Source organism: Micromonospora sp. WMMD1274, assembly GCF_049179035.1.
GTDB lineage: Bacteria > Actinomycetota > Actinomycetes > Mycobacteriales > Micromonosporaceae > Micromonospora > Micromonospora tulbaghiae.
The window spans coordinates 914842-938214 of the sequence record NZ_JBMHMG010000001.1 but is presented as its reverse complement, the minus strand read 5'-3'; the positions used below and the strand labels follow the sequence as shown (position 1 = coordinate 938214).

Below are 23373 nucleotides of genomic sequence, written 5' to 3'. Positions count from 1 at the left end.
GCGGAGCGGAGCCCCGCAGTCGCGAACGAACGGCGGGCCCGGTGAGCGCGACCACGGCGGAGGCGGACCGGAACACCGAGACCACCGAGTCGACCTGGCGGACGCTGCGGCGCGGGCTGGCGCTCTCCCCGGAGCTGCGCACCGGCCTCGCCGGCACGCTGGCGCTGGCGCTGGTCTACATGGTCGGCCGGGTCGCCGTGCCGGTGGCGGTGCAGCGCGGCATCGACCACGGAATCGTCGGCGGGCTCGACCTGAACGTCATCTCGCTCACCGTGGCGATCACCGCCGGGGTGCTGGTGGTCACCACCATCTGCGGCTACCTGATGATGCGCCGGCTGTTCACGGTGAGCGAGACCGCGCTGGCCGGGGTGCGCACCCGGGCGTTCCGGCACGTGCACGACCTGTCCATGCTGCACCAGCAGTCCGAGCGGCGCGGCTCGCTCGTCTCCCGGGTCACCAGCGACGTCGACCAGATCACCCAGTTCCTCCAGTGGGGCGGCGTGATCCTCATCGTCAACCTGGGCCAGCTGCTGGTCACCACCGCCGTGATGCTCGCGTACTCCTGGCAGTTGACGCTCGTGGTGCTCGTCGCGTTCGCGCCGGCAGTGCTGGTGATCCGGCAGTTGCAGCGCCGCCTCGCCGGGGCGTACGGGCTGGTGCGGCAGCGCACCGGCACGCTGCTCGGCGCGATCGGCGAGAGCGTGGTGGGCGCGCCGGTGATCCGGGCGTACGGCATCGCCGGGCGCACCGCGCGGCGGCTCGACACGGCCATCGACGGGCAGCGGGTGGCCCAGCAGCGGGCGATCCGGATCAGCATCATGGGCAGCTCGGTGGGGGAGCTGGCCGCCGGGCTGGCGCTGGCCGGCGTGGTGGTGGTCGGGGTCAGCCTGGGCGTCGACGGCACGCTGTCGATCGGTCAGCTCACCGCGTTCCTGTTCCTGGTCACGCTGTTCATCCAGCCGGTGCAGATCGCCACCGAAGTGCTCAACGAGGCGCAGAACGCGATCGCCGGCTGGCGCCGGGTGCTGGACGTGCTGGACGTCTCCCCGGACGTGGCCGACCCGGGCGAGCAGGGGCGGGAGCTGCCGCCGGGGCCGCTGGACGCCCGGTTCGCCGGCGTGACGTTCGCCTACCCCGGCGGGCCGCCGGTGCTGCACGACGTGACGCTGGACATTCCGGCCAAGAGCCGGGTGGCGGTGGTGGGCGAGACCGGAAGCGGCAAGACCACGTTCGCCAAGCTGCTCACCCGCCTGATGGATCCGACCGAGGGCGCGGTGCTGCTCTCCGGGGTCGACCTGCGGCAGGTGCGCTTCGACTCGCTGCGCTCCCGGGTGGTGATGGTGCCGCAGGACGGCTTCCTGTTCGACGCCACGGTCGGGGAGAACGTCCGCTTCGCCCGCCCCGACCTGACCGACGAGCGGCTCACCGCCGCCTTCGGCGAGCTGGGCCTGTCCGACTGGCTGGACGGGCTGCCGTCCGGGCTGGACACGCCGGTCGGCGAGCGCGGTGAGGCGCTGAGTGTCGGCGAGCGGCAGCTCGTGGCGCTGGCCCGGGCGTACGTCGCGGACCCGGACCTGCTGGTGCTGGACGAGGCGACGAGCGCTGTCGACCCGGCCACCGAGGTCCGCCTGCAACGGACGCTCGACGCGGTGACCCGGGGCCGGACCACGCTCGCCATCGCGCACCGGCTGTCCACCGCGCAGGCGGCGGACGAGGTGATCGTGGTGGACCGGGGCCGGATCGTGCAGCGCGGCCCGCACGAGGAGCTGGTCCGCGACACCGACTCGGTCTACGCCCTGCTGTACGCCTCCTGGCTGGAACAGACCCGCTGATCTTGGCGGGTCCGCCAGGGCTGGAGCAGACCCGGTAACCGGTCAGCGGGAGTAGAACTCCACTACGAGCTGCTCGTCGCACACCACCGGCACCTCGTGCCGGGCCGGTTCGCGCACCAGCGTGGCGCGCAGCTCGGCCGGCTGCGCCGACAGGTACGGCCGGGGCTGGGCGTCGGCGTGCGCGCCGGCGGCGGCGAGCTGGAACGGCGGCAGCGCGCGGCTGCGCTCGCGTACGCCGACCACCTGGCCGGGCCGCAGCCGGTACGACGGCCGGTCGACCTTGCGCCCGTCCACTGTGATGTGGCCGTGCGCGACGAGCTGGCGGGCCTGGTAGATGCTGCGCGCCAGCCCGGCCCGCAGCACCACCGCGTCGAGGCGCCGCTCCAGCAGCGCGACGAGCGTCTCGCCGGTCTTGCCGGCGCCCCGGGCGGCCTCGTCGAACAGCCGGCGCAGCTGGGCCTCGCTGACGTTGTACTGGTGGCGCAGCCGCTGCTTCTCCAGCAGCCGAACCTGGTAGTCGGAGGTGGTGCGGCGGGACCGGCCGTGCACGCCCGGGGGATAGGGGCGCCGCTCGAAGTACCGCACGCACTTGCGGGTCAGCGGGATACCGAGGGCGCGGGAGAGCCGGGCCTTGGGCCGGGGGTGGTTCACGTCGACGTCTCCGATCGTCTAGCCTGCTTCTTAGGTAAGCCTAACCTATATTGAGGAGGTCGGGATCATGCGGCCCAGCCCGGCGGAGATCGTGCGAACCCTGGTCGCGGGCCGGTTGCCCGCCCTCGTTCACCTGGCCCGGCATCCCGGCCCGCACCAGGTCCGGCACGCCGTCGACCCGGACGGGCGGGTGCTGCTGCTCGTACCCGTGGTCAGTGATCTCGCCGCGGCGCTCGTGCCGCCGGCGGGCGACACCGACGTGGCCACCGTGCTCGACGTGCTCGACCTGCCGCCCGCGGCCGGGGCGCCCTCGCTCGGCCGGGCCTGGGTGTCCGGCTGGGCCGCCCGGCTGGACGGGGACGAGGCGCGCGACGCGGCGGTCGACTTCGCCGCCACCGACCCGGCCGGCGACCTGCTCGACGTGGGCCGCCGGTTCCACCTGCACCGCTTCGAGGTGGCCGAGGCCCGCTGGGAGCGCGCCGGGCGCGTGCGCCGGGTCGACCCGGAGGCGTTCGCGGAGGCCGAGCCCGACCCGCTGCACCCGGTCGAGGCCGACCTGCTGGCCGACCTGGCCGACCACCACACCGAGCAGGTCGGCGACTACCTGCGGCGGCGGCTCGCCCTGCCCGGCGACCAGGTACCCCGGGTGGTCCGGATCGACAGGTACGGGCTGCTGGTCGCGCACGGGCGGCCCGGCGCGACCCGGCGGGCCCGGCTCGCCTTCCCCCGGCCCGTCGCCGACGTGGCGGAGCTGTCCCGCCTGCTGCACCCGATGCTCTGCCCCCGGGCCGCGGCCTGAGCGGCGCCGTCCCGGCTGCCGGAGCCGGCGGCCGGGAGGCTCAGGTGATGTCGCCGGTCAGATACCGCTGGACCGTCGGGCCGATGGCGGCCACCAGTGTCGCCGGCTCGGCGGTGGCGACCGCGTCGAGACGGAGCACGTACCGCATCATGGCCAGCCCGGCGAGCTGGGTGGCGACCAGCCCGCCGCGCAGCGCGCGCTGCGCCGGGTCGACGCCGAGGTGGTCGAGCACCCGGCGCAGCACCTGCGTGACCAGGAACTCGCGCAGCAGGCGCGCGGTCCAGTCGTTGCTGACGGCCGAGCGCAGCAGCGCCACCGCCGCCGTGCCGGTGGGGGAGTCCCAGACCTCCAGGAACACCCGGACCATCCGCTCGCCGGCCGCGTCCGGGCCGCCGGCGAGCACCGCCGGCAGCAGCCGCCCCGGGTCGGCCGGGAACGCCGTGGCGGCCCGGAACAGCTCCTCCTTGCCGCCGAAGTAGTGGTGCACGAGCGCCGGGTCCACGCCGGCCGCCGCGGCGATGGCCCGGATCGACGCGGCGTCGAAGCCGCGCTCGGCGAACGCCTCCCGCGCCGCGGCGAGGATGGCCTCACGGGTGTCCGGGCTGCCGGGCCGCCGCCCGGTGCGCCGCGCGTTCACCCGCTGCGCCGGCGCAGCGTCGCGGCGGCCAGTACCAGCGCCGCCACCGCCGCCCCGGCCACGATCGCCACGTCCCGCCACATCGTCCCGGTCGGCTCGGCGTGCGCGCCGACTTCCTGGAGCGCCTCGACCGCGTACGACAGCGGCAACGCGTCGCTGACCGCCTGGAGCCAGCCGGCCATCTGGTCGCGCGGCACGAACAGGCCGCACAGCAGCAGTTGCGGGGCCACCACCACCGGCATGAACTGGACCGCCTGGAACTCGGTGCGGGCGAACGCCGAGCAGAACAGCCCGAGCGCCACCGCGAGCACCGCGTTCACCCCGGCGATCAGCACGACCAGCCACGCGCTGCCCGCGGTCTCCAGCCCGAACACCCGGTACGCGACGACCGAGGCGACAGTGGACTGGAGCACCCCGGCCAGGCCGAACGCGATGCCGTACCCGAACAGCAGGTCGAGCTTGCCCAGCGGCGTGGTGAGCAGGCGCTCCAGTGTGCCGGTGGTGCGCTCGCGGAGCATGGCGATGCTGGTCACGAGGAACATGATGATGAACGGGAAGAAGCCCAGCATGATCAGGGCCACCCGGTCGAACGTGCTCGGCGCGCCGGGCGGGGCGGGCTGGTCGACGTACATGAAGTAGACGAGCGTGAGCAGCACCGACGGCACCACCACGAGCAGCGCCACGGTCCGCCGGTCGTGCCGGAGCTGGCGCAGGATGCGCCCGGTGGTGGCGGCCAGGATCCGTCCGTTCATCGCGCCTCTCCCTCGGCGTCGCGGATCAGGCGCAGGAACGCCTCCTCCAGGTCGTCGGTCCCGGTTGCGGCGCGGACCGCGGCCGGGGTGTCGTCGGCGACCAGCCGGCCCTCGCGGATGAGCAGCAGCCGGTCGCAGCGGGCCGCCTCGTCCATCACGTGGCTGGAGACCAGCAGCGTGGTGCCGTTCGCGGCCATGGCGTGGAACCGGGCCCACAGGTCGGCCCGCAGCACCGGGTCCTGGCCGACAGTCGGCTCGTCGAGGACCACCAGCTCCGGTTCGCCGACCAGCGCGCAGGCGAGTGAGGCGCGGCTGCGCTGGCCGCCGGAGAGCGTGCCGACGAGCTGGTCGGCCGCGTTCCCCAGGCCGACGTCGGCCACCGCGCGGTCGGCCTCGGCGCGGCCCCGGCCCTGCAGCACCGCGAAGTAGCGGGCGTTCTCCCGCACCGTCAGGTCGGCGTACACGCTCGGCGCCTGGGTCAGGTAACCGACCCGGCGGCGCAGGTCGGCCGAGCCGGCGGGGCGGCCGAGCACGTCCACCGCGCCGGAGCCGACCGTCTGCACGCCGACCACCGCGCGCATCAGTGTGGTCTTGCCGCTGCCGCTGGGCCCGAGCAGCCCGGTCACGGTGCCCCGGGGCACCCCGCAGGTGATGCCGTGCAGCACCCGCCGCCCGCCCCGGTCGACCACCAGCTCGCGGACCGACACCGCGTCGTCCATGCTCGCCTCCGTCAATTCATCACCCGTTGAACTCAACGGTAGGTGAATTCCTCCCCGAGGGCAACGGGGGACTTGACTTCGAGTGCGCTCGAACTGGAAGTCTGGAGGGCGTGGACATCAGCACGCGGGAGATGAGCCTCACCGTGGGTGAGGCGGCGGAACGGGTCGGCCTGACCACCTACACGCTGCGCTGGTACGAGCAGGAGGGCCTGGTGGGCCGCGTCGGACGGGACTCGTCCGGCCGCCGGCGCTACACCGAGTCCGACGTCAACTGGCTGTTCCTGCTCACCCGGCTGCGGCGCACCGGGATGCCGGTGCGAGACATGCGCCGCTACGCCGAACTGGCCCGGCACGGGGACGGCACGCTCGGCGCGCGGCGGGCGCTGTTCGAGGCGCACCGGGCCCGCGTCCTGGCCCGGATGGCCGAGCTGGAGGAGGACCTGAAGGTCCTCGAACACAAGATCGACGCGTACCGCCGTGCGGAGGAGGAATCCGGCTGAACGCCCCAGTGGCGGACACGGGGTCCGGCAACGGTCATTGCGGTGAAGATCGGATTTCGGCACCATGGCGCCGTGGGTCCAGCGCAGTTGCCCGACACCGCGTTCCTCGACGACTGGGCCGCCCGCCTGCGGCAGGCCGCCGACCGGCCGGTCGTCGGGATCATGCTGCGCGGCAGCCACGCCCGGCGGGCCGCCACCGAGCACAGCGACGTGGACGTGGACGTGCTCGTGGCCGCCGACGACGGACGGCCCGCCGATGCGGGCGCCCGGCAGGCCACGTCCCGCCGCGGCACGCCGTACGCGGCCCGGCGGGCGTACCTGACCGAGTTCGCCGGTCGCCTCGTGCACGTCTCGGTGGCCGCCCGCGACGTCCGCTCCTGGGTACGCCGCCTCGGCCAGCCCGCCGACTGGGCGTTCGGGCTCCCGGTCACCGCGCCCGCCCGGCTGCTGTGGGCCGTACCGGAATGGCGCCGCCTGATCGACCTGCCGGTGCTCTGCCAGCCCGCCGACGAGCCGCGACTGGAGGAGCTGATCGCGACGCTGGGCAAGGTCGCCGCGGCCCGCGTGGCCGACGACCCGGTCGGGGTCCGGCTCGCCGCGGCCGACCTGGCCCGGCTCTGCCCCTCGGTGCTGCGGCCGGCCAACCCGACCGTGCGCGTGGTGTCCCGCCGGGCCGCCCTGACCGCCGCGCTGGACCTGCCGGTCGCCCCGCCCGGCTACCGCCACGACATGCTGCTCTGCCTCGGCCTGCGCGCCGGTGACCCGGCCGAGGTCGGCGCCGCCGCCGGACGGCTGGTCACCGGCATCCTCCCGCTGATCCGCCCGTACGCCGGCGAGATCGCCGCCACCCACGGCGCGGACCTGGCCGAGGCGCTGGTCGACGGCCGGGTGGACCGCTACCTCGCCCGGCTGGGCCGGGCGCTGGGCACGGTGACGACCGCCTCCCGGGACACGTCGGCGGTGCCCGGACCGCGTGCGGGAGAATGGTCAACCGTGCCCGCCCCTGACGCGCCGCTGACCGGCGCCCCCGTTCCCGGACCGGCCCGCCCGTCCCGGCTCGACCCGGCCATCGCGGCGAAGCTCCGCCGCACCCCGGACGGCCTGGTCGCCGCCGTGGTCCGCGCCCACGACTCGGGCGAGGTGCTGATGGTCGCCTGGATGGACGACGAGGCGCTGCACCGCACGCTCACCACCGGCCGGGCCACCTACTGGTCGCGCAGCCGCGGCGAGTACTGGGTCAAGGGCGCCACCTCGGGCAACCACCAGTACGTGCGCTCGGTGGCCCTCGACTGCGACGGCGACGCGCTGCTGGTCAGCGTCGAGCAGGTCGGCGCGGCCTGCCACACCGGGCAGCGCACCTGCTTCTTCACCGAACTGCCGGTCAGCACCCCGGAGGCGACCCCGTGACCGACGGCACGGTCAGCCCGGACCGGTCCACCTTCGCCGACCTGGCCGCCCGCTGGCGGGTCGTGCCGGTGACACGGCGGCTGCTCGCCGACGCGGAGACGCCGGTCGGGGTCTACCGCAAGCTGGCCGGCGGTCCCGGCACGTTCCTGCTGGAGTCCGCCGAACAGGGCGTCGGCTCGGCCGGCACGGCCTGGTCGCGCTACTCGTTCATCGGCGTCCGCAGCAGCGCCACGCTCACCGAGCGCGACGGCGCGGCGAGCTGGACCGGCACGCCACCGGCGGGCGTGCCCACCGGTGGCGACCCGGTCACCGTGCTGCGCGAGACGGTCGCCGCGCTCGCCGGGCCGGGCTGGGACCCGGCCGGTGACATGCCGCCGCTGACCGGCGGCCTGGTCGGCTACCTCGGGTACGACCTGGTCCGCCGCTTCGAGCGCCTGCCCGAGCTGACCGAGGACGAGCTGGACGTGCCCGAGCTGGGCATGATGCTCGCGACCGACCTGGTGGTCCTCGACCACTACGAGGGCTCCGCGATCCTGGTCGCCAACGCGGTGCTGCCGCCGCTGGACGACCCCGACCGGGCCGGGCGGGTCGAGGCCGCGTACCACCACGCCGTCGGCCGCCTCGACGCGATGACCAGCGCGTTGTCCCGGCCGATCCCGCCCATGGTCTCGACTGTGGGCCGGCCCGGCGTCGGCGAGGTGGTCAGCCGCACCCCCGAGGGCGGCTACCCGCAGGCGGTGGAGGCGGCCAAGGAGGCGATCCGGGCCGGCGAGTGCTTCCAGATCGTGCTCAGCCAGCGCTTCGAGCGCCCCACCGACGCCGACCCGCTCGACGTCTACCGGGTGCTGCGCACCACGAACCCCAGCCCGTACATGTACCTGCTGCGCTTCGACGGCTTCGACATCGTCGGCTCGTCACCGGAGGCGCACCTCAAGGTCAGCGCCGGCCCGGACGGGCGGCGCCGCGCGCTGCTGCACCCGATCGCCGGCACCCGGCCGCGCGGCGGCTCCCCGGACGGCGACGCCAAGCTCGCCGCCGAACTGCTCGCCGACCCCAAGGAACGCGCCGAGCACGTGATGCTCGTCGACCTGGGCCGCAACGACCTGGGCCGGGTGTGCCGCCCGGGCACCGTCGAGGTGCCCGAGTTCGCCACCATCGAGCGCTACAGCCACGTCATGCACATCGTCTCCACAGTCGTCGGCGAGCTGCGCGACGACCGCACGGCGTTCGACGCGCTGGCCGCGACGTTCCCGGCCGGGACGCTCAGCGGCGCGCCCAAGGTGCGCGCCATGGAGATCATCGAGGAGCTGGAGCCGGTGCGGCGCGGCGTCTACGGCGGCACCGTCGGCTACTTCGCCTTCGGCGGCGACCTGGACATGGCCATCGCCATCCGTACCGCGCTGATTCGCGACGGCCGCGCCTACGTGCAGGCCGGTGCCGGGATCGTGGCCGATTCGGACCCCGCCGCCGAGGACCAGGAGACGCGCAGCAAGGCCGCCGCCGTCCTCGCCGCCATCGCGGCCGCCGAGACGCTGCGGGCCGCCCGGTGAGCGCGCCCGGCACCACCGTGCCGACCGCCCGCGGCCGGCGCGAACTCGCGTACGCGGTGCTGCTCTGCCTGGCCGGCGCGGGCCTGGCCTGCTGGGCGGTGACCCGGACCTGGGCGGTCGAGGTGACCGCCCGGGGATCGCTGCCGTCCGGCCGGGCCGGGCGCACGGGTACGGAGCTGCTGCCCTGGGTGCTGGCGCTGACGTACGTGGGACTCGCCGGCGGCGGCGCGGTGCTCGCCACCCGGGGCCGGCTGCGCCGGCTGCTGGGTGTGCTGCTGGCCGGCGTCGGCCTGGCGGTGGCGGTCGGCGGCGGGATCGGCCTGACCGAGACCGGCGTGAGCCGGCAGTGGCCGGCGCTGGTGCTGGCCGGCGGCCTGGCCCTGGCGGCCGGCGGCGCGTTCACCGCGCTGCGCGGCGACGGCTGGCCGGCGATGGGCGCCCGGTACGAGCGGCGGTCCGCCCCGGCGGACGAGCCCGGCCGGCCGGCGGTCGAACGCGGCACCCGGGACGCGTGGGACGCGCTGGACCGGGGCGAGGACCCGACGGTCAGCTGACCGGCTGCGCCTCGCGGGCGTCGCGCCGCTGCCGGGCCGCGGCCCGCGCGGCGGCCAGCTCGGCCACCAGCCGCTCCAGCTCGCGGCGCTGGGCGGCGCGGGCCCGGTCGGCGCAGACCGCCTCCCAGGCGTTGCCCCGGGCGGTACGCATCCGGCCCTCACCGGCCACCGCGCGTTCGAGCGTGTGCACCACGCCGACGGCGAGCGAGGCGACGGTACGGGAGATGGTGGTCAAGCCGATGGTCTGGGTCGGCCCGTTGGCGCTCATGGTCACCCCATACGAGATCGTTGGCGACGGTCGGCAGCCGCCGGCGTCGAGTGTGCCCGACGACGATGCTTCCGGGTGGACGTTTCGCCGCCGTGAAGCACAGGTCAACGCTGTCGCACCGGGGTCGACCTGGGCAGGGCCGGAGGTCCTTGAGCTTGGTCACAGCCCATCGCCGGAACCCGTCCTGCGGGCCCGGAACGATCGTGGTGAGATAGGGGATGGGTGACGGTCGATGCCAGCGGTGGCGCTGCGTGACATGGCGTTCACCGGAAGTCGGCCATCATGCCACAGCCCATGTCGTGAGGTGCGCCATACCCCCCGGCACTCGTCGCCAGGTGGCGCCCCCTAGCATCGGCCCATGACGCCCGGAGAGGGGAGTCCGTTGGTGACTGCTGAGCATGCGCACGCGGAGGGGGACGACGCCGGAGCGGCGCCGTCCGCAGGGGTGCTCGACGAGATCCTGGCCGGCGTGCGCGAGGACGTGGCCCGGCGCCAGGAGCAGGTTCCGCTGGAGCGGATCCGGGAACTGGCCGCCGCCGCGCCGCCACCGCTGGACGCGTACGCGGCGCTGCGCCGCCCCGGCGTGGCCGTGATCGCCGAGGTGAAGCGTTCGTCGCCGTCCAAGGGGCGGCTGGCCGAGATCGCCGACCCGGCCGACCTGGCCGGGGACTACGCCGCCGGTGGCGCGCGGGCGATCAGCGTGCTGACCGAGGGCCGCTGGTTCGGCGGGTCGCTCGACGACCTGGCGGCGGTGCGGGCCGCGGTGAACGTGCCGGTGCTGCGCAAGGACTTCGTGGTCTCCAGCTACCAGGTGCACGAGGCCCGCGCGCACGGCGCCGACCTGGTGCTGCTGATCGTCGCCGCGCTGGAGCAGAACGCGCTGGTCGGGCTGCTGGAGCGGATCGAGTCGCTCGGCATGACCGCGCTGGTCGAGGTGCACACCGAGGAGGAGGCGGACCGTGCCCTGGAGGCCGGTGCGCAGGTGATCGGCGTGAACGCCCGCGACCTGCGTACCCTGGAGGTCGACCGCTCGGTGTTCGAGCGGATCGCTCCCGGCCTGCCGAGCAGCGTCGTCAAGATCGCCGAGTCCGGGGTGCGCGGTCCGCACGACCTGATCCGGTACGCCTCCGCCGGCGCCGACGCCGTGCTGGTGGGCGAGGGCCTGGTCACCCAGAAGAGTCCGCGCGAAGCGGTCGCCGAGCTGGTCAACGCCGGTAACCACCCGGCCACGCCCCGCCCGGTGCGCTGAGCCGCCGGGCACCCGATCCGAGAGGACGCCCGCGATGAGCGCCGCACCCGCAGCCGGCCAGGTCCCCGACGCCGCCGGTCACTTCGGCCGGTTCGGCGGCCGGTTCGTCCCCGAGGCGCTGGTCGCCGCGCTGGACGAGCTGGACGCGGCGTACCGGAAGGCGATGGGCGACGAGGACTTCCTCGCCGAGTTCGACGCGTTGCTGCGCGACTACGCCGGCACGCCCTCGCTGCTCTACGAGGCCCGGCGGTTCTCCGCGCAGATCGGCGCGCGGGTCCTGCTCAAGCGCGAGGACCTCAACCACACCGGCGCCCACAAGGTCCGCAACGTGCTGGGCCAGGCGCTGCTCACCAAGCGGATGGGCAAGCGGCGGGTCATCGCGGAGACCGGCGCCGGCCAGCACGGCGTCGCCACCGCTACCGCCGCCGCGCTGTTCGACCTGGAATGCGTCGTCTACATGGGGCAGGTGGACACCGAGCGGCAGGCGCTGAACGTGGCGCGGATGCGGATGCTCGGTGCCACCGTCGTCCCGGTGACCACCGGCTCGCGCACGCTCAAGGACGCGATGAACGAGGCGATGCGGGACTGGGTCGCCAACGTCGAGGACACCCACTACCTGATCGGCACCGCCGCCGGCCCGCACCCGTTCCCGGAGATGGTCCGGGACTTCGTGCGCGGCATCGGCGAGGAGGCCCGCCGGCAGTGCCTGGACCTGACCGGCGCGCTGCCGGACGCGGTCGCGGCCTGCGTCGGCGGCGGCTCCAACGCGCTCGGCATCTTCCACGCGTTCGTGCCGGACACCGGGGTCCGGCTCTACGGCTTCGAGGCCGGCGGCGAGGGCGTCGACACCGGCCGGCACGCCGCCAGCATCACCGGCGGCTCGTCCGGCGTGCTGCACGGCACCCGCACGTACGTCCTGCAGGACGCCGACGGGCAGACCATCGAGTCGCACTCGATCTCGGCCGGCCTGGACTACCCGGGCGTCGGGCCGGAGCACGCCTGGCTGCACGACAGCGGCCGGGCCACCTACCTCCCCGTCACCGACGACGAGGCGATGGCCGCGTTCGAGCTGCTCTGCCGCACCGAGGGCGTGATCCCGGCGATCGAGAGCGCGCACGCGCTGGCCGGTGCCCGCGCGATCGCCCCCCGGCTCGCCGAGGAACTGGGCCGGGAGCCGGTGATCGTGGTCAACCTGTCCGGCCGGGGCGACAAGGACGTGCACACCGCCGGCGCGTACTTCGGCATCCTCGACAAGGAGTGACAGCGTGAGCCGCATCGGGGTCGCCTTCGACAAGGCGCGGGCGGACGGGCGGGCGGTGCTGGTCGGCTGCATGCCGGCGGGCTTCCCGACCGTCGAGGGCAGCATCGCCGCCATGAAGGCCATGGTCGAGGCGGGCGTGGACGTCATCGAGGTGGAGATCCCGTACTCCGACCCGGTGATGGACGGCCCGGTCATCCAGAAGGCGAGCGACATCGCGCTCGCCGGCGGTGTCCGCGTCGCGGACGCGCTGCGCGTCGTCGAGGCCGTCGCCGCGACCGGGGCCAGCGTGGTCACCATGACCTACTGGAACCCCATCGAGCAGTACGGCGTGGACGCGTTCGCCCGCGACATGGCCGCCGCCGGTGGCACCGGCCTGATCACGCCGGACCTGATCCCGGACGAGGCCGCCGAGTGGCTGGCCGCCTCCGACGCGCACGGCCTGGACCGTACGTTCCTGGTGTCCCCGTCCTCGACCGACGCGCGGCTGCGGATGACCGTCGAGCACTGCCGCGGGTTCGTCTACGCCACCGCGATCATGGGCGTCACCGGCGCTCGCGCGCAGACCTCCGAGGCCGCCCCGGTCCTGGTGTCCCGGCTGCGCGAGGTCACCGACATCCCGGTCGGCGTCGGGCTGGGCGTGGGCACGGGCGCGCAGGCCGCCACCGTCGCCGGGTACGCCGACGCGGTGATCGTGGGCAGCGCGCTGGTCCGCTGCGTGCTGGACGCCCCGGACCAGGCCGCCGGCCTGACCGCGCTGCGCAAGCTCAGCTCCGAACTGGCCGAAGGCGTCCGCAACCCGGCCCGCTGACCGCTCCTGGCCGCCCACCTGCTCGATCGACTCCGTTCCGCCGAGGTGGCGTGGTCGGGGCCGCCGGGATGCCGCCACTTCGCCGATCTGGTGTCGATCATGCGCGAGCGCGCTGGCCGGTCGTGTGCCGCAGCACGCCGGCGCGGCCGGCGAGCGCGTCCGCGATCGCCGCGCGCGTGGTGGGGGTCAGCACGTCGGGTAGCTCCTGCGGCGGCCACCACCGCGGCAGGCACCCGGCCACCGGCTCGCCCGCCGGTTCGACGTCGGCCGGCCCGGCGCGGAACACGTGCACCAGCACGTCGGGGCGCGCGCCGCACCGCCCGGCCGGTGGGGCGGGCGCCGGTGGACCGGTGACCCGGTAGAGGCCGACCAGGTCGGTCAGCTCCACCGCCCAGCCGGTCTCCGCGCGGACCGCCCGGACGGCGGCGTCCGCCGGGCTCTCGTCGTGACGCAGCCGCCCGCCCGGCAACCCCCAGCGGCGGGCCCCCTCGGTCCGGCGGCAGAGCAGCAGCCGGCCGGACCCGTCGGTGACGACAGCGGCGACCGCCCAGGTGAGCGGGCTCATGGACAAAGAGCGTACGACCGTGCAAACCAGAAGTCATCCGACCCGCGCGGCAGGCGGCCCGGGGTGCCGCACACACGGTCCGCACCGGTACCGTGTGCACCCGTGACCCTCGCCCCGATGACCCCACTGGCGGCCATGCCCAGCCCCAGCACCGCCGTCTGGCAGCTCGGTCCGGTTCCGATCCGGGCGTACGCGCTCTGCATCATCCTCGGCATCGTGGTGGCCTGCGTGGTCACCGAGTACCGGCTGCGCCGCCGCGGCGTGGCGCCGGGCGCGGTGCTCGACATCGCCGTCTGGGCGGTGCCCGCGGGCATCATCGGCGCGCGGATCTACCACGTGATCACCTCGCCGGAGAAATACTTCGGCGCCGGTGGTGAGCCGATCAAGGCGCTCTACATCTGGGAGGGCGGTCTCGGCATCTGGGGCGCGGTGGCCGGTGGCGCCGTCGGCGCGTGGCTCGCCGCCCGGCAGCTCGGCATCCCGTTCGCCGTCGTCGCCGACGCGCTGGCTCCGGGGCTGCCCCTGGCGCAGGCCGTCGGCCGCCTGGGCAACTGGTTCAACAACGAGCTGTACGGCGGGCGGACCACGCTGCCCTGGGGCCTCGAAGTGCACGTGATGGACCCGGACAACCCGGGTCACGCGCTGCGCGACGACGCAGGCAACCCGGTGCTCCAGCCGGGGCTCTACCACCCGACGTTCCTCTACGAGGCGCTCTGGAACATCGGCGTCGCCGCGCTGGTGCTGTTCCTCGACCGCAAGCTGCGGCTCGGTCGCGGCCGGGCGTTCGCGCTCTACGTGATGGGCTACACGGCGGGCCGGTTCTGGATCGAGCTGATGCGCACCGACGAGGCGAACCTGATCCTCGGCGTACGCCTCAACGTCTGGACCGCCGCGCTGGTCTTCCTCGGCGCGCTGGCCTACTTCATCCGGGTGCGCGGTCCCCGCGAATACCTGGTGCCGGTGGGCGAGCCGGCTCCCGTGGCCGGTCCGGCCGGCGACGTGTCGCAGGTCGACCTGTCCGCCCGGGAGGCCGCCGCCCGGCCGGTCGCGCCCGAGGGCTACCGGGTGGTGAGCGAGGAACAGTTCGACGCGTACCGGGAGACCGGTGTGCTGCCCCCGGAGCCGGACGACGAACCGGCACGGGCCGAGTCCGCCGCCGACGACGCCGCGACGGGCGGCACGGACGGCGACGACAGCGCGGACGCCGACCGGGCGGACGGCGACGACACGGATCCGGAGCGGGCGGACGCCGAGCGCACGAACGCCGGCCGGGCCGACGGCGGCGGGCGCCCGGCGGACCGGGACAGCTGAGCGGGGGAGTCATGTGCAGCGCGGTGGTGGTCGGCGCCGGCCTCGGCGGAATGGCGGCGGCCGGTGTGCTGGCCCGTTCGGGCTGGCAGGTCACGCTGCTGGAACGCGCCGACCGGGTCCGCCCGGAGGCGACCGCCGTGGTGCTCTGGCCCAACGGGGTACGCGCGCTGCGCGCCCTCGGGCTGGGCGACGGGCTGGACGCGATCGCCACCCCGCTGCCCGACGGCGGCGTGCGCCGGCCGGACGGGCACTGGCTGGTGCAGGCCCGGTCCACGCCGGCCGAGCGGATGCCGGTGGTGGTGCACCGGGAGGACCTGCACGACGCGCTGATCGCCGGCCTGGGCGACCGGGTCGAGCTGCGTACCGGCGTCACCGTGCGGACGGTGCGCGCGGCGTCGGGCGAGCGCCCGGCGGTGGGCGACGGCCGGCACACCTACGAGGCGGACCTGGTGGTGGCCGCCGACGGCACGGACAGCGAGATCCGCCGGCACCTCGCACCGGAGACCGCGGTGGTCAGCTCCGGGTGCGCGGCCTGGCGTGCGGTCATCCCCTGGTACCGGGCCCCGCAACTGCCGGACGACCAGCCGGTGCACGGCGAGACGCTCGGCGCCGGGTACCGCTTCCTGGCCGCCTCGCTCGGCGAGCGGGGCACCGCGGGTGCGTCCCGCCGGGGCGGCGTCTACTGGGTCGCCACCGCCGCGGGCGCGCCCCGGCCGGAGCCGCCGGAGATCCAGCTCGCGCTGCTCAAGCGCTGGTTCGCGGGCTGGCCCGCCCCGATCGGCACGCTGCTGGAGGCGACCGACCCGGAGGACGTGGTCCAGCAGGAGATCCGCGAGCTGCGCCCGCTGCCCAAGGCGTACGGCTTCCCGGCCGGCCCGGGCGGCGTGGTGCTGCTCGGCGACGCCGCGCACGCCATGCCGCCGCACCTCGGGCAGGGCGCCTGCCTGGCGTTCGAGGACGCGGCGACGCTGGCCGGGCTGCTGCGGGAGTCGCGACTGCCGGACGCGGTGACCGCGTACGACAGGTTGCGCCGCCCCCGCGCGGCCACGATGGTCCGGCAGACCCGGCGGATGTCGGCGGTCCTGCAGGCCCGGGGCCGGCTGGCGCTGCGCGCCCGGGACGCCGCCCTGGGCACGATCAGCCCGCGGCTGCGCAACACCGCCGCCGCGGCCGCCGCCGCCTGGCAGCCGCCGTCCTGACCGTCCGCGCGCGGGCCCGTCCGCGTGCGGCCGTCCCTCGGGCGGCACGGCTTCCCGGCGGCCCGGCCCTCAGCCGGCGCGGTCCCCGGGCGACCGGCCCGGCCCGGCCCGACCTGACAGCCGGGTCGGTGGTCAGATGACGGCGGCGGGCTCGGCGATGCAGGCGGTGCCCACCCGGCGGAACCCGACCCGCAGGTAGACGCGGGCGATGTCCTCGCTGCCGGCGCTCAGGAAGATCAGGTCGGTGCCGGCGGCGCGCAGCTCCCGCGCGAGCGTGGCGGTCACCGCCGCGCCCAGCCCGCGCTGCCGGGCGGACGGCAGCGTGGCCACGCCGGCGATCTCCGCCACGTCGTCGACCCGCATCGCCATCCCGCTGGCGAGCGCGCCCTCGCCGGGCGTTCCGGCGAGCACCGAGATGCGCCGCCCCTCGGCGACCCGGGTCGCCTCCTCCTCCAGCGCGGCCACGTCCAGCTGGGCGAGAGCGGCGTCCCGCTCGGCCGGTCCGGCGTCGCCGCGCGCGGTGCCGCCGTTGGCGAAGCCGACCGCCGCGACGGCCCGCCGCAGCGCGATGTCCGCCGCGAAGCCGGGTTCGGCGGGGTCCAGCACCCGCACCGGTACGTCGCTGAACGTCCCCGGGTCGGGCAGCCGCTGGGGTTCCAGCAGCATCAGCGGCGCCTCCAGCACGCTGAGCCCGGCCGAGCGGGTCACCGCGAGCAGGTCCGGCTGGTGCTCGTGCACCCACTCGAACGCCTCCGGCAGGCCCAGTTCCCGCTGCCGGGCGCGGACGGCTGTGACGTCGGCGAGCGTGGGCGCCTCGTCGGCGCCGAGCCGGGGCCGGGCGTAGAACGGCCATCCGGCGCCGTCCCGGACGAACAGCACCAGGGCGCCGTACTCCTCGGTCCGGGCCCCGTCGCGGGGCACCGCGTCGTAGAACCGCTCCAACCGGTCGAGTACGTCAGCGCGTGCGAGATCCACCGCGCGAGACTACACGTCCCAGCATCTGGAAGTGTGATCAATCTGAACTGGCCTTGCGCCGGAAGCCCTAACGTAGACTCAATAAACCGCAGAGGGCCGACGTCGTCCCCATCATGATCCATCCTGAGTGACGACAGGAGGCCCGGTGGCCTTTCCGTACCCTCACAGCCCGCAGTCGGCCCCACCCGCGACCGGGCTCTACGACCCCGCGTACGAGCACGACGCCTGCGGTGTGGCCTTCGTGGCCGACCTGCACGGGCGGCGCTCGCACCAGGTCGTCGCGAACGGCCTCGGGGCGCTGTGCCGGCTGGACCACCGGGGCGCCCGGGGCGCGGAGCACAACACCGGGGACGGCGCCGGCATCATGATCCAGGTGCCGGACGCGTTCCTGCGCGCCACCGTCGACTTCCCGCTGCCCCCGGCCGGCCAGTACGCCACCGGCCTGGTGTTCCTGCCCGACGACGACGCGGCCGAGGCCCGTGCCCGCCAGGTGGTCGACAAGTACGCGTTGGTCGAGGGCGCCGACGTGCTCGGCTGGCGGGAGGTGCCGACCGACCCGTCCGGCCTGGGTGAGACCGCGCTCGCGGCGATGCCCCGGGTCCGGCAGCTGTTCGTGGCCGCGCACCGGCTGACCGGCTCGCCGGACGGCCCGGCCGGCTCCCCGCTGACCGGGCTCGACCTGGACCGGGTGTCGTTCTGCCTGCGCAAGCAGGTCGAGCGGGAGACCGCCGAGCGGGGCGTGCCGGCGTACTTCCCGTCGCTGTCCGGCCGCACGATGGTGTGGAAGGGCATGCTCACCCCGGACCAGCTCCCCGCGTTCTACCCGGAGCTGACCGACGAGCGGGTGGTGAGCGCCGTCGCGCTGGTGCACTCGCGCTTCTCCACGAACACGTTCCCGTCCTGGCCGCTGGCGCACCCGTACCGGTTCATCGCGCACAACGGCGAGATCAACACGATCCGCGGCAACCGGAACTGGATGCAGGCCCGCGAGGCCTTGCTCCGGAGCCCGAGCATTCCGGGCAACATCCGCCGGGTCTTCCCGGTGTGCACACCCGCGGCGTCCGACTCGGCCAACTTCGACGAGGTGCTCGAACTGCTGCACCTGGCCGGGCGGAGCCTGCCGCACGCGGTGCTCATGATGATCCCCGAGGCGTGGGAGAACGACCCGGACATGCGCGCCGACAAGCGCGCGTTCTACCGCTTCCACGCCAGCCTGATGGAGCCGTGGGACGGCCCGGCGTCGGTCGCGTTCACCGACGGCGAGATCGTCGGCGCGGTGCTGGACCGCAACGGCCTGCGGCCGGGCCGCTGGTGGCACACCGCCGACGGCCTGGTGGTGCTCGGTAGCGAGGCGGGCGTGCTCGACCTCGACCCGGCCACCGTGGTCGCCAAGGGCCGCCTCCAGCCGGGCAAGATGTTCCTCGTCGACACCGTCAACGGCCGGATCGTCTCCGACGACGAGATCAAGACCGAGCTGGCCGCCGAGCAGCCGTACCAGGAGTGGCTGCACGCCGGCCTGATCGAGCTGGACGACCTGCCGCCGCGCGAGCACACCGTCTACACCCACGACTCGGTACGCCGCCGCCAGCAGACGTTCGGCTACACCGAGGAGGAGCTGAAGATCCTGCTCGGCCCGATGGCCCGCAGCGGCGCGGAGCCGATCGGCTCGATGGGCACCGACACCCCGATCGCGCCGCTGTCCACCCGGCCGCGGCTGCTCTACGACTACTTCCATCAGCTCTTCGCGCAGGTCACCAACCCGCCGCTGGACGCCATCCGGGAGGAGCTGGTGACCAGCCTGGCGTCCACGATCGGGCCGGAGGGCAACCTGCTCGACCCCGGCCCGGCGAGCTGCCGGCAGATCGTGCTGCCGTACCCGGTGATCGACAACGACGAGCTGGCCAAGATCCTGTCCATCGACGAGGACGGCGACCTGCCCGGTTTCAAGGCGGTCCGGGTCTCCGGCCTGTACCGGATCCGCGACGGCGGCGCCGGCATCAAGGCCCGGCTGACCGAGATCTGCCGGCACGTCTCCGAGGCGATCGAGGACGGCGTGCGCATCCTGGTGCTCTCCGACCGGGACTCCAACGCCGACCTGGCCCCGATCCCGTCGCTGCTGCTCACCGCCGCGGTGCACCAGCACCTGGTCCGCGAGCAGACCCGTACCCAGGTGGCGCTGGTCGTCGAGTCCGGCGACTGCCGCGAGGTGCACCACGCGGCGGTGCTGATCGGGTACGGCGCGGCGGCGGTCAACCCGTACCTGGCCTTCGAGTCGGTGGAGGACATGATCTCCACCGGCGTGCTGGCCGGCGTGGACCGGGTCAAGGCCGTCCGCAACTACGTCAAGGCGCTCGGCAAGGGCGTCCTGAAGATCATGTCCAAGATGGGCATCTCGACCGTGTCGTCGTACTGCGGCGCGCAGGTCTTCGAGGCGGTCGGCCTGGACACCCGCCTGGTCCACAGGTACTTCCGGGGCACCCCGAGCACCATCGGCGGCATCGGCCTGAACGAGATCCACGCCGAGGTGGCGGCCCGGCACGCGCGGGCCTGGCCGGCACCGGGCGCGCAGGCCACCGACCGGCTGGAGGTCGGCGGCGAGTACCAGTGGCGCCGCGAGGGCGAACTGCACCTGTTCAACCCGGAGACGGTCTTCCTGCTCCAGCACGCCACCCGCAGCCGCCAGTACGACGTGTTCCGGCAGTACACCGCCAAGGTCGACGAGCTGGCCGCACAGGCGGGCTCGCTGCGCGGGCTGTTCACGCTGCGCACCGGCGTACGCCCGGCGGTGCCGCTGGACGAGGTCGAGCCGGCCGGTGAGATCGTCAAGCGCTTCGCCACCGGCGCCATGTCGTACGGGTCGATCTCGGCGGAGGCGCACGAGACGCTGGCCATCGCGATGAACCGGCTCGGCGGCAAGTCCAACACCGGCGAGGGCGGCGAGGACGTCGAGCGGCTGCACGACCCGGCCCGGCGCTCCGCGGTCAAGCAGATCGCCAGCGGCCGGTTCGGTGTGACCAGCGAATATCTCGTCAACGCCGACGACCTCCAGATCAAGATGGCGCAGGGCGCGAAGCCCGGCGAGGGCGGGCAGCTACCAGGCAACAAGGTCTGGCCGTGGATCGCCCGGACCCGGCACGCCACCCCCGGCGTCGGCCTGATCTCCCCGCCACCGCACCACGACATCTACTCCATCGAGGACCTGGCCCAGCTCGTCCACGACCTCAAGTGCGTCAACCCGGCCGCCCGGGTGCACGTCAAGCTGGTCAGCGAGGTGGGCGTGGGCACCGTCGCGGCGGGCGTGGCCAAGCTCAAGGCCGACGTCATCCTGATCTCCGGGCACGACGGCGGCACCGGCGCGTCCCCGCTCAACTCGCTCAAGCACGCCGGCACCCCGTGGGAGCTGGGCCTGGCCGAGGCGCAGCAGACGCTGCTGCTCAACAAGCTGCGCGACCGGGTCACCGTGCAGGTCGACGGCCAGCTCAAGACCGGCCGGGACGTGCTGATCGCGGCGCTGCTCGGCGCCGAGGAGTTCGGCTTCGCCACCGCGCCGCTGATCGTCGAGGGCTGCGTGATGATGCGGGTGTGCCACCTGGACACCTGTCCGGTCGGCATCGCCACCCAGAACCCGGTGCTGCGCGAGCGCTTCACCGGCAAGCCGGAGTTCGTGGAGAACTTCTTCCTCTTCCTCGCCGAGGAGGTCCGCGGCTACCTGGCCGAGCTGGGCTTCCGCAGCATCGACGAGGCGATCGGCCACACCGAGCTGCTCGACGTGGCCGGCGCGATCGACCACTGGAAGGGCCACGGGCTCGACCTGAGCCGCGTGCTGCACCTGCCCGAGCTGCCCGCGGGCGCGGCCCGCCGGGGCGTACGCGCCCAGGACCACGGCCTCGACGCGGCGCTGGACAACCGGCTCATCGAGCTGGCCGGGCCGGCGTTGCGCGACCGTACCCCGGTCCGGGTAGAGGTCGAGGTCCGCAACGAGCACCGCAGCGTCGGCGCGATGCTCGGCGGCGAGGTGACCCGCCGCTTCGGCGGCGCCGGCCTGCCCGACGACACGATCGAGTTCCGGCTGCGCGGCACCGCCGGTCAGTCGTTCGGCGCGTTCCTGCCGCGCGGGGTCACGCTGCGCCTGTACGGCGACGCCAACGACTACGTCGGCAAGGGACTGTCCGGCGGCCGGATCGTGGTCCGGCCGGACGCCGACGCGCCGTTCGTCGGCGTGGACGCCGCGCCGGGCGGTCGCGCCGAGGACCAGATCATCGCCGGCAACACCATCCTGTACGGCGCCACCGGCGGCGAGGTGTTCCTGCGCGGCCGGGTGGGGGAGCGGTTCGCGGTCCGCAACTCCGGCGCGGTGGCGGTGGTCGAGGGCCTCGGCGACCACGGTTGCGAGTACATGACCGGCGGCACCGTCGTGGTGCTCGGGCCGACCGGGCGCAACTTCGCCGCCGGCATGTCCGGTGGCACCGCGTTCGTGCACCGGCTCGACCGGCGGCTGGTCAACGCCGAGCTGGTCGACCTGTCGCCGCTGCGCGACGAGGAGCGCGACCGGCTGCACGAGCTGGTCCAGCGGCACTTCGCCGAGACGGACTCGGCGGTCGCCGAGGATCTGCTCAAGCGCTGGCCGCAGGCGGTGGAGGAGTTCACCGCGGTGGTGCCCCGGGACTACCGCCGGGTCATGGAGATCATGCGGGCCGCCGAAGCCGCCGGCCGAGACGTCGACGACGCGGTGATGAGCGCGCTCAGCGTGCCGTCGGCCGCGCCGGTACCGCCCGCGCCCCGGGCGGTCGCCCAGGAGGTGGCTCGTGCCTGACCCGAACGGTTTCCTGCGCTACGACCGGCGGCTGCCGGCCCGCCGTCCGGTGCCGGTGCGCATCTCCGACTGGCGCGAGGTGTACCCGCCGGCCGGCGAGGAGCTGATCCGCGAGCAGGCCACCCGGTGCATGGACTGCGGCATCCCGTTCTGCCACGACGGCTGCCCGCTGGGCAACCGCATCCCGGACTGGAACGACCTGGTCCGCACCGGCAACTGGGACGCCGCTGTGGAGTCGCTGCACGCCACGAACAACTTCCCCGAGTTCACCGGGCGGCTCTGTCCGGCGCCGTGCGAGGCGGCCTGCGTGCTCGGCCTCGGCGGCCAGCAGCCGGTCACCATCAAGCAGGTCGAGGTGGAGATCGCCGACGCGGCGGTGGCCCGCGACGGCCTGCGGCCCCGGCCCGCCTCCGCCCCGACCGGCCGGTCGGTCGCGGTGGTCGGCTCCGGCCCGGCCGGGCTGGCCGCCGCGCAGCAGCTCGCGCGCGCCGGTCACACGGTCACCGTGTACGAGCGCGACGACGCGATCGGCGGCCTGCTCCGCTACGGCATCCCCGACTTCAAGCTGGAGAAGCAGCACATCGACAAGCGGCTGGCCCAGCTCACCGCCGAGGGCGTGCGCTTCCGGACCGGCGTCGAGGTCGGCGTCGACGTGACCGCCGAGCGGCTGCGCGCCGAGCACGACGCGGTGCTGCTGGCCTGCGGCGCGTTGCAGGGCCGGGACACCCCGGAGACGCCCGGCCGGGCGCTGCGCGGCGTGCACCAGGCGATGGCGCACCTGGTGGCCGCGAACCGGGTCGTGGCCGCCGCCGGGAACGGGCGGCCCGCGCTCGCGACGCTGCCCGACGGTACGCCGATCGACGCCGCCGGCAAGCACGTGGTGATCATCGGTGGTGGCGACACCGCGGCGGACTGCCTCGGTGTGGCGCACCGGCAGGGCGCGGCCGGCGTACACCAGCTCGACCTCTACCCGCAGCCGCCCACGGAGCGCGACGCGACCCGCGACCCGTGGCCGACCTGGCCGTGGCTGCTGCGCAGCTACCCGGCGCACGAGGAGGGCGGCGAGCGCGTGTTCGCCGTCGCCGTGCAGGAGTTCGTGGACGACGGCACCGGCCAGGTACGCGCGGTCCGGATCGCCGAGGTGACTGTGGAGAAGGTGGACGGCCGCCGCATCGTCACCCCGCTGCCCGGCTCCGAGCGGGAGATCCCGGCCGACCTGGTGCTGCTCGCCATCGGCTTCGAGGGCACCGAGGAACAGCCGCTGCTGGCCCAGTTCGGGGTGACCCGCAACGCCCGCGGCGCTGTCGACTCAGCCCCGGACTGGCAGGCCGCCGACGGCGTCTTCGTCGCCGGCGACATGCACCGGGGCGCCTCGCTGATCGTCTGGGCGATCGCCGAGGGACGCGCCGCCGCGGCGGCGATCCACGCGTACCTGGGCGGGGTGGGCGAGCTGCCCGCCCCGGTCGACCCGGCCCGCCAGCCGCTCGCCGCGCGCTGATCCCGCACCGGCCGGGCCGCCCCCG

Annotated in this window: 20 protein-coding genes and 1 pseudogene; 14 read left to right on the top strand and 7 right to left on the bottom strand. The window is 74.8% G+C overall.

Features of this window, described 5'->3' with window-relative positions; genetic code table 11:
* Nucleotides 1-41: 41 nt before the first annotated feature.
* Entirely contained in the window at nt 42-1832 is a 1791-nt protein-coding gene (locus ACN27D_RS03825; RefSeq protein WP_120568848.1) for an ABC transporter ATP-binding protein, read from the top strand.
* A 42-nt stretch (nt 1833-1874) separates the two neighbouring features.
* Here ACN27D_RS03825 and rpsD read toward each other — a convergent pair whose 3' ends face one another.
* Nucleotides 1875-2483, bottom strand: coding sequence for a 30S ribosomal protein S4 (gene rpsD, locus ACN27D_RS03820; protein ID WP_047892216.1), 609 nt, complete (start codon nt 2481-2483; stop codon nt 1875-1877).
* Nucleotides 2484-2550: 67 nt separating this feature from the next.
* Between rpsD and ACN27D_RS03815 the strand changes: the two genes are divergently transcribed.
* Nucleotides 2551-3282, top strand: a complete 732-nt coding sequence (locus ACN27D_RS03815; RefSeq protein ID WP_358172680.1) for a DUF2470 domain-containing protein — start codon at nt 2551-2553, stop codon at nt 3280-3282.
* A gap of 40 nt (nt 3283-3322) precedes the next feature.
* Here ACN27D_RS03815 and ACN27D_RS03810 read toward each other — a convergent pair whose 3' ends face one another.
* From ACN27D_RS03810 to ACN27D_RS03800, 3 genes are read right to left on the bottom strand one after another with little or no spacing between them, the layout of a single operon-like run.
* A complete protein-coding gene (locus ACN27D_RS03810; protein ID WP_120568850.1) occupies nt 3323-3919 on the bottom strand; it encodes a TetR family transcriptional regulator in 597 nt (198 codons plus the stop codon).
* Nucleotides 3916-4671 (bottom strand): ABC transporter permease, encoded by a 756-nt coding sequence (locus tag ACN27D_RS03805; protein ID WP_120568851.1) that lies wholly within the window; start codon nt 4669-4671, stop codon nt 3916-3918. The genes ACN27D_RS03810 and ACN27D_RS03805 overlap by 4 nt, the downstream gene beginning before the upstream one ends.
* Nucleotides 4668-5390 carry an ABC transporter ATP-binding protein gene (locus ACN27D_RS03800; RefSeq protein WP_358172682.1) on the bottom strand — a complete coding sequence of 241 codons (723 nt, stop codon included), beginning with the start codon at nt 5388-5390 and terminating at the stop codon, nt 4668-4670. The genes ACN27D_RS03805 and ACN27D_RS03800 overlap by 4 nt, the downstream gene beginning before the upstream one ends.
* 110 nt (nt 5391-5500) lie before the next feature.
* On the opposite strand from ACN27D_RS03800, the gene ACN27D_RS03795 reads away from it, so the two are divergent.
* From ACN27D_RS03795 to ACN27D_RS03775, 5 genes and pseudogenes are all read left to right on the top strand, one after another.
* Nucleotides 5501-5890 carry a MerR family transcriptional regulator gene (locus ACN27D_RS03795; RefSeq protein ID WP_121686165.1) on the top strand — a complete coding sequence of 130 codons (390 nt, stop codon included), beginning with the start codon at nt 5501-5503 and terminating at the stop codon, nt 5888-5890.
* Between the two features lie 162 nt (nt 5891-6052).
* Nucleotides 6053-6703 (top strand): annotated as a pseudogene (locus tag ACN27D_RS03790) (phosphoribosyl-AMP cyclohydrolase); the annotation flags it as partial.
* Between the two features lie 180 nt (nt 6704-6883).
* Nucleotides 6884-7297, top strand: coding sequence for a phosphoribosyl-AMP cyclohydrolase (gene hisI / locus ACN27D_RS03785; protein ID WP_357897558.1), 414 nt, complete (start codon nt 6884-6886; stop codon nt 7295-7297).
* Nucleotides 7294-8847, top strand: coding sequence for an anthranilate synthase component I (locus tag ACN27D_RS03780; RefSeq protein WP_145751857.1), 1554 nt, complete (start codon nt 7294-7296; stop codon nt 8845-8847). The genes hisI and ACN27D_RS03780 overlap by 4 nt, the downstream gene beginning before the upstream one ends.
* Nucleotides 8844-9401, top strand: a complete 558-nt coding sequence (locus ACN27D_RS03775; protein ID WP_357897279.1) for a Trp biosynthesis-associated membrane protein — start codon at nt 8844-8846, stop codon at nt 9399-9401. The genes ACN27D_RS03780 and ACN27D_RS03775 overlap by 4 nt, the downstream gene beginning before the upstream one ends.
* On the opposite strand, the gene ACN27D_RS03770 is transcribed toward ACN27D_RS03775, so the two are convergent.
* Nucleotides 9394-9669 (bottom strand): hypothetical protein, encoded by a 276-nt coding sequence (locus tag ACN27D_RS03770; protein WP_120573671.1) that lies wholly within the window; start codon nt 9667-9669, stop codon nt 9394-9396. The two genes, ACN27D_RS03775 and ACN27D_RS03770, sit on opposite strands and share 8 nt — an antisense overlap.
* A 445-nt stretch (nt 9670-10114) precedes the next feature.
* On the opposite strand from ACN27D_RS03770, the gene trpC reads away from it, so the two are divergent.
* Genes trpC through trpA form a run of 3 tightly spaced genes read left to right on the top strand, consistent with a single transcriptional unit; the run spans nt 10115 to nt 12987 of the window.
* On the top strand, nt 10115-10918 hold the full coding sequence (gene trpC, locus ACN27D_RS03765; protein ID WP_194801305.1) for an indole-3-glycerol phosphate synthase TrpC: 804 nt from the start codon (nt 10115-10117) through the stop codon (nt 10916-10918).
* 34 nt (nt 10919-10952) lie between these two features.
* The gene (gene trpB, locus ACN27D_RS03760) at nt 10953-12179 is read left to right on the top strand and encodes a tryptophan synthase subunit beta (RefSeq protein WP_358172686.1); all 1227 of its coding nucleotides are present in this window, start codon (nt 10953-10955) and stop codon (nt 12177-12179) included.
* Nucleotides 12180-12183: 4 nt separating this feature from the next.
* Complete coding sequence (trpA, locus tag ACN27D_RS03755; RefSeq protein WP_121686169.1) at nt 12184-12987, top strand: tryptophan synthase subunit alpha; 804 nt, start codon at nt 12184-12186, stop codon at nt 12985-12987.
* Nucleotides 12988-13084: 97 nt separating this feature from the next.
* Here the strand turns inward: trpA and ACN27D_RS03750 are convergent, their stop codons facing one another.
* Nucleotides 13085-13552 (bottom strand): NUDIX hydrolase, encoded by a 468-nt coding sequence (locus ACN27D_RS03750; RefSeq protein ID WP_421498548.1) that lies wholly within the window; start codon nt 13550-13552, stop codon nt 13085-13087.
* A gap of 102 nt (nt 13553-13654) precedes the next feature.
* Here ACN27D_RS03750 and lgt point away from each other — a divergent pair, with 102 nt between their 5' ends.
* Together lgt and ACN27D_RS03740 are read left to right on the top strand one after the other, a co-directional pair.
* Nucleotides 13655-14863 (top strand): prolipoprotein diacylglyceryl transferase, encoded by a 1209-nt coding sequence (lgt, locus tag ACN27D_RS03745; protein WP_421498547.1) that lies wholly within the window; start codon nt 13655-13657, stop codon nt 14861-14863.
* Between the two features lie 11 nt (nt 14864-14874).
* Complete coding sequence (locus tag ACN27D_RS03740; RefSeq protein ID WP_421498546.1) at nt 14875-16062, top strand: FAD-dependent oxidoreductase; 1188 nt, start codon at nt 14875-14877, stop codon at nt 16060-16062.
* A gap of 132 nt (nt 16063-16194) precedes the next feature.
* Here the strand turns inward: ACN27D_RS03740 and ACN27D_RS03735 are convergent, their stop codons facing one another.
* Nucleotides 16195-17037 (bottom strand): GNAT family N-acetyltransferase, encoded by an 843-nt coding sequence (locus tag ACN27D_RS03735; protein WP_421498545.1) that lies wholly within the window; start codon nt 17035-17037, stop codon nt 16195-16197.
* 145 nt (nt 17038-17182) lie between these two features.
* On the opposite strand from ACN27D_RS03735, the gene gltB reads away from it, so the two are divergent.
* A complete protein-coding gene (gltB, locus tag ACN27D_RS03730; RefSeq protein WP_421498544.1) occupies nt 17183-21850 on the top strand; it encodes a glutamate synthase large subunit in 4668 nt (1555 codons plus the stop codon).
* On the top strand, nt 21843-23348 hold the full coding sequence (locus ACN27D_RS03725; RefSeq protein ID WP_421498543.1) for a glutamate synthase subunit beta: 1506 nt from the start codon (nt 21843-21845) through the stop codon (nt 23346-23348). Before gltB ends, ACN27D_RS03725 begins: the two co-directional genes overlap by 8 nt.
* The last annotated feature ends 25 nt before the right edge of the window (nt 23349-23373 follow it).